Raw genomic sequence first — 6404 nt, 5'->3', positions numbered from 1 at the left:
GGGTGGGGGTTCCTGGCATCGGGGAGAGCGGGAGATGGGAGAGGCCTTCCGAAGACTCACGGTCGTCGCGCCCCCGGCCGACGATGGCGCCTCCGTCCGTGCTCCGCCGCCCGCCCGGCACCTGCCGCCCACCGGTTCGGTGGCGCTCGTCTTCACCGACATCCAGGGGTCCACGCGGCTGTGGGAGCGCTGTGGCCAGGCCATGCGCGACGCGCTGGAGTTGCATGACGGCGTGCTGCGCGCGCTGCTGCTGGGCACCGACGGCTACGAGGTGAAGTCGCAGGGCGATGCCTTCATGGTCGCGTTCGCGTCCCCGGTGGAGGCCGCGCACTGGTGCCTACGCGCGCAGGAGGCGCTGCTGCACACGAGCTGGCCGGAGTCCCTGCTGGAAGAGCCGGACGCGGCGGAGGAGCACGCGCCGGAAGGGCTGAGCCACCGGGGCCTGCGCGTGCGCATGGGCGTGCACGTGGGCGAGCCCGACTGCCGCCTGGATCCGGCCACGCACCGGCTGGACTACCTGGGGCCTCCGGTGAACATCGCGGCGCGGGTCGCGGACGCGGGGCATGGCGGCCAGGTGCTGCTGAGCGGCGCGGCGTGGGCCCGCATCCAACCGGAGCTGGCGGCGCTGGGGATGCCCATCGCGCGCTCGCTGGGGTCCTTCCGCCTGCGCGGCGTGAGCGACAGCGTGGCGCTGGTGGAGCTTCTGCCCGCGTCCCTCGCGCACCGCCGCTTCGGGCCCCTGCGCGCCCCGCGCGAGCGGCCCGGTAACGTGCCCACGCTGCGGCAGGATCTGGTGGGGCGCGCGGAGGAGCTGGACACGCTCCGGCAGTGGGTGTCGGAGGGCGCGCGGCTGATCAGCATCCTGGGCCCGGGGGGCATGGGCAAGACACGGCTGGCCACGCACTTCGGCGCGCTGGAGTCGGACGCGGGCGCATGGGAGGGCGGCGTCTGGCGATGCGACCTGGAGGAGGCCCTGACGGAGAGCGACCTCTGTCACGCGGTGGGCCGGGCCCTGGGCGTGCCGCTCACCGCGGACGGAGACGGCAGCACGCCCGCGGAGCGGCTGGGGCGCGCGCTCGCGGGATGTGGCGACGTGCTGGTCATCCTGGACAACGTGGAGCAGGTGGTGCGGCACGTGCCCGCGACGCTGGGGCGCTGGTGGGTGCTGGCGCCGCGCGCCCGTTTCCTCGTCACGACCCGAGAAGCCCTGCGGCTGCCAGGGGAGCGCGTGCTGGATCTGGCCCCGCTGGCCCTGCCGGATCCGTACGAGACGCGCTGGGACGTCATCCTGCGCTCGGACGCGGTGCGCCTGTTCGTGCAGCGGGCCCGGGAGACGCGCGGCGACTTCATCCTGACCGACGCGGACGCCCCGCGCGTCTCGGACATCGTGCGGCAGCTGGACGGCATCGCGCTGGCCATCGAGCTGGCCGCGGCGCGCGTGAGCGTGCTGGGCGTGGAGCAGTTGCGCGAGCGGCTGTCGAAGCGCTTCGACCTGCTGCGAGTGGGACGGCGGGACGCGCCCGCGCGACAGGCGACGCTGCGAGGTGCCATCGACTGGTCGTGGAACCTGCTGGAGCCGGCCGAGCGCGCCGCGCTGGCGCAGTGCTCGGTGTTCCGGGGCGGCTTCACGCTGGAGGCCGCCGAAACCGTGCTGGTGCTGCCGGAGGGCTCGCCGGACGTGCTGGAGGTGGTGCACTCGCTGCGCTCCCAATCGCTCCTGTGCGCGCGCGAGGTGGGGGCTCCCGGCGGCTTCCTGCGCCTGGGGTTGTACGAGAGCATCCGCGAGTACGCGGCGCTGCGGCTGCACGAAATGGGCGACGAGATGGCGTGCGAGACCCGGCACGCGGACACGTACCTCCAGGTCGCGGGGCGGCTACGGGAGCGCGTGCAGAAGACGGGCGGCGCCACGGCGCTTCGGCGGCTGGCCCTGGAGCGCGAGAACCTGCTGGCCGCGTGCGCCAACGCGATGGCCGTCCGTCCCGCGACCGCGGAGTCCCTGGGCCGAGCGATGGAGACGCTGGTGGCGCTGGAGCCGGATGCGCGCACGCGTGGACCGGTGGGCCTGCTCGTGGAGCGGCTGGAGCGTGTGCTGGAGCCGTCGGCCCAGGTCGCCGTGGCGCCGCTGAAGCGCGCGGAGGCGCTCGCGGTGCTGGGCCGCGCGTACATGGACGCGGGCCAGGCGGAGTACGCGCGCCAGGCACTGGAAGAGGCGCGCGGCGTCTTCCACACGCTGGGCGAGACGGCGTCGGAGAAGCGCGTGCTCGTGGACCTGTCCATCGTCGCCCGTCACGCCGGAGACGGAGCCGCCGCGTGGACGCTGATGCGCGACGCGCAGGCGCTTCCCTCCGGAAACGACCGCTGGCTGGAGGCCTACGCGGTGGGCAACCTGGGCCTCGTCGAACAGGTGCGCCACGGGCCGGAGGCGGCCATCCCCCACCTGCGCGAGTCGCTGGCGCTGTTCCGCGAGGTGGGCGACGTCACGTTCGAGGTGGGCTTCCTCACCAACTGCGCGGTCGCCATCGGCGAGGCGGGCGACGCAGGTGAAGCCGTGATGCTCCTGGGCGAGGCGCTGGGCCGCGCGCTGAGCGTGGAGGACCGCGCGGGTCAGGCGCTCGCGAGCATCAACCTGGGCTGCTACCTGATGGACGCGGGCGGCATCGCGGAGGCCTGCGAACACCTGGAGTCCGCGGTGCGCCTGTCGCGGCTCCTGGGGCTGCGGCTGCTGGAAGGCACTGCGCTGGGCGAACTGGGCCGCGCCTCGCTGACCCGGGGGGACTGGACGCAGGCGCGCGCGGCGTTGACGGAGGCGGTCACCATCCTGGGTCGTGCGTCCCGCTGGCAGGCCCTGCGGTTCATCGCGCACCGGGCCGCGCTGGAGGCCGCGTGCGGAGAACTGCGCGCCGCGCGAGAGGGCTTCGCCGGACTGGAAGGCGCCCCCGAGCTGCGCGAGGACCCTGCCCTCTTCCAGCTCGTGGATCTGCTCCGCGCGGCGCTCGACCTGGCCGAAGCCGACGCCGCGCCCGCGCGAAGCCCCGAAGGCAACACTGCCAGGGCCGCCGCCCGACGTCGCATCGAAGCGGCCCGGAACGCCCCGCGCGAAACCGCGTCGTCCGACATCCGCTGCGCGCTCCGCTTCCTGGAAGCCCGCCCCGGCGTCACCGACACGCGCCTGGATGCGTGAAGGCGCTTGGGCTCACGGGGCCGGAGCCGCCTCCGGCGCCGGCTTCGCGAAGCGGCGGAAGAAGCTGTCGTCGTTCCAGTACGGCCGGCCGGGGGCATCCGCCACCGCGTTCGTCAGCGCGGTCAGGAAGGTGATGAAGCGCGCGGCGCCCTCGTGGTCCACGGGCTGCTGTGACAGGTCATCCGACGGCGCGTGGTAGCGCTCGGTCAGCCACTGCTTGAACACCTTCTGCTCCTCCGAATCCGGCGTGTAGCCGAACTTGAAGAACAGCGCGGGCACACCCTCGCGGATGAACGAGTACTGATCGCTGCGCACGAACAGGTTGCGGTCCGGCTCCGGATCCGCGAGCACCTGCACGTCCAGCTTCGCCGCCACCTCCGCCAGCGGCACCGCGAGCGAGGACTCGTCCTTGCCGTGCGCCACCACGGAGGTGAACGGCCAGTGGGGCATGAACATGTCCAGGTTGAAGTCCGCCACGATGGAGGTGATGGGCACCGGCGGCCGGGACGCGAAGTACTTCGACCCCAGCAGCCCCTTCTCCTCCCCCGTCACCAGCGCGAACACCACCGAGCGCTTCGGCTTCTCCTGCTGTTCATGCAGCTGCCGCGCGACCTCCAGCACCGCCGCCACACCGGACGCGTTGTCCATGGCGCCGTTGTAGATGCGGTCCCCCTTCACCGGCTCGCCGACGCCCACGTGGTCCAGGTGCGCACTGAGCACCACGTACTCCTTCGCGAGCACCGGATCCGTGCCCGGCATCACGCCCACCACGTTCATGGACTTGAGCGGCTTCACGTCGAAGGCCAGCTTCGCCTTCATGCGCAGGGGCAGGTCGAACTTCGGCAGCGGCTTGTCCGCGTTGGCCAGCGCCACCAGCTCCTCGTAGGTGTGCGGCGCTCCCTCCAGCCACTTCTGCGACTGCGTGACGTTCGCCACCACCGTGACCTTCAGCCCGCGCGAGTCATTGAGCGACGGATCCGCGAACACCACCGTGGGGTTCTTGTTGGAGCCCACGACGCGCTCCCACGGCAGCTCCAGCAGCTTCGGGTTCTGGAGGTACACGACCCCCACGACGCCCGCCGCCTTGAGCACCTTCAGCCGCTCCGCCCACGAGGAGAAATGCGACTTCACCGGGCCCGGGATGTTCCCCGGCCCGCCCTGGAGCATCACCACCACCTTGCCCTTCAGGTCCAGGCCCGCGTAGTCGTCGTGGCCCAGCTCGGGGATGGACAGGCCGTAGCCCACGAACACCAGCGGCGCGTCCACCGTGCCGTTGTCTCCCTGCCGCGAGGACAGCACGACGTCCTCGCCCTGCACCAGCGGCAGCGTCTTGCCGTCCTTCACCAGCGCGACGCTGGACTTCGACTCGATGAGGCGGCGCGACTGCAGCGCCATGGGCTGCAGGAAGCCCGTCTTCAGCATCGGCTTCACGCCGAGCAAGGCCAGCTCCTTGGACACGTAGCCAGCGGCCGTCGCGTAGCCCTTGCTGCCCGTGTCGCGCCCCTCCATCGCGTCACTGGCGAGCACCTCCACGTGCTTCCACCAGCGGTCCTCGGCCACCTGGGACTTGGATGCGGGAGCCTCCGCGGCGAAGACCCCGGAGGAGACGAACAGCGCGAGCGTGGCGGCGGACGAGACCCGTTTCATGCCCCGGAGCATCCAGGGCGAAGCGGGGTCATGCAACCAGGATCAGGCCTGCACGCCCAGCCGCCGGCCGCGCAGCTCCGACAGGGTGCGCGCGTCCAACAGCACCGCGGACTTCTCCTGAGGGGACAGGGGCTCCACCCCGCCCGCCAGCAGCTTGCGCCGGGCGGAGGCCAGCGCCACGGGGACGCTCGCCGTCGGGTGGGACTCCAGCAGCGCCAGGTGCAGCGCATGCGCGCGAGGGTCGGAGAGCACGTGATCCAACGCGTCGTCCACCGGCTCCATCCCCTCCTCCGCCAGCTCCTGCGCGCGCACCAGTACGGTGGGCGGCTCGGCCTCCTCCGGAATGAGGAACAGGCCCTTCCTCTGCGCCCAGAGGCCCAGCGACGCGCGGGCGGTGAAGACTGAGATGGCCGGAGCGAGCCACAGCCCGACGATGACCGGCGACAGCCACGCCAGCATCCCCGGCGCCACCGCGATCGTCAGCGCCGCGAGCACCCCGCCAATCACCATGTGCCACTTGTGCCGGCTCAGCGCCTCCGACCACGGCAGGTCCGTGTCCTCGCGCTGCTGGCTGGACCAGTTCACCTTGTAGCCAAGCAGCGTCCCGAACACGAAGTGCGACTGGAAGAGCATCATCACCGGCGCCATCAGCGTGGACACCACGCCCTCCAGCATCACGCTCAGCACCAGCTTGAAGCGGCCGCCCATCCGCGTGGCCTCCTCGCGGTTCGCGAGCAGCAGGCCCAGTCCCATGAGGCGGGGAATCCACAGGAGCGCCAGCGACAGCGCCATCAGCCGCAGCGCGCCCACCGTGTCGAACGCGTCTCCGCCCGGCAGCGTGGACTGGAACTCCAACAGCGTCGCGGGCGCGAAGAACCACTCGTGCAGCGCGGCGAACAGGCCCGCCACCAGGAAGATGAGCCACAGGGGCGACGCCACGTAGGACATCACTCCCATGAGGAAGTGCATCCGGCTCATCGGGTGCAGGCCGCCCGCCATCACCAGCCCCAGGTGCTGGAGGTTGCCCTGGCACCAGCGGCGGTCGCGCTGCGCGTACGCGAGCAGGTCCGGCGGCGGCTGCTCGTAGCTGCCACCCAACTCCGGCACCAGCCACACCGTGTAGCCGGCGCGGCGCATCAGCGCGGCCTCCACGAAGTCGTGGCTGAGGATGTGGCCGCCGAACGGCTGCTGGCCCGGCAGCACTGGCAGGCCGCAGTGCTCGATGAAGGGCGCCATGCGCAGGATGGCGTTGTGGCCCCAGTAGTTGGAGTCCCCCATCTGCCACGCCGCCGCGCCCGCGGCCACGATGGGGCCATACACGCGCCCGGCGAACTGCTGAAGCCGCGCGAACAGCGTGGAGCGACCCACGTTCTGCGGCGGCACCTGGAGGATGCCCGCGCCCGGGTTCAGTTCCATCAGCCGGGCCATCTGCACCACGCTGTCGCCCGCCATCAGGCTGTCGGCGTCCAGCACCAGCAGGAAGTCGTAGCGGCGGCCCCAGCGCTCACAGAACTCCGCCAGGTTGCCCGCCTTCTTGGCCGTGTTGTCGGAGCGGCGGCGGTAGAAGATGCGCCCC

General features: G+C 72.1%; 3 protein-coding genes. 1 reads left to right on the top strand and 2 read right to left on the bottom strand.

The features are described 5' to 3' along the window. The first annotated feature begins 34 nt into the window (after positions 1-34). Complete coding sequence (locus tag D7Y11_RS41015) at positions 35-3181, top strand: adenylate/guanylate cyclase domain-containing protein (RefSeq protein ID WP_126936396.1); 3147 nt, start codon at positions 35-37, stop codon at positions 3179-3181. Positions 3182-3193: 12 nt separating this feature from the next. Here the strand turns inward: D7Y11_RS41015 and D7Y11_RS41010 are convergent, their stop codons facing one another. Together D7Y11_RS41010 and mdoH are read right to left on the bottom strand one after the other, a co-directional pair. Further along, the gene (locus D7Y11_RS41010; protein WP_126936395.1) at positions 3194-4828 is read right to left on the bottom strand and encodes a M28 family metallopeptidase; all 1635 of its coding nucleotides are present in this window, start codon (positions 4826-4828) and stop codon (positions 3194-3196) included. A 42-nt stretch (positions 4829-4870) separates the two neighbouring features. Continuing rightward, positions 4871-6404: glucans biosynthesis glucosyltransferase MdoH (gene mdoH, locus D7Y11_RS41005; RefSeq protein ID WP_126936394.1), on the bottom strand; the 1534-nt coding region annotated here is incomplete at its 5' end.

The organism is Corallococcus sp. AB018, from assembly GCF_003986945.1.
Taxonomy (GTDB): Bacteria; Myxococcota; Myxococcia; order Myxococcales; family Myxococcaceae; genus Corallococcus; species Corallococcus exiguus.
The sequence above is the reverse complement of the archived record's forward strand: the minus strand, read 5'-3'. Positions and strand labels throughout refer to the sequence as shown.

Excerpts from the sequence above, each read along its gene's own strand:
- D7Y11_RS41015 (WP_126936396.1), top strand. The coding sequence starts at position 35 with ATGGGAGAGGCCTTCCGAAGACTCACGGTCGTCGCGCCCCCGGCCGAC.
- D7Y11_RS41010 (WP_126936395.1), bottom strand. The coding sequence starts at position 4,828 with ATGAAACGGGTCTCGTCCGCCGCCACGCTCGCGCTGTTCGTCTCCTCC.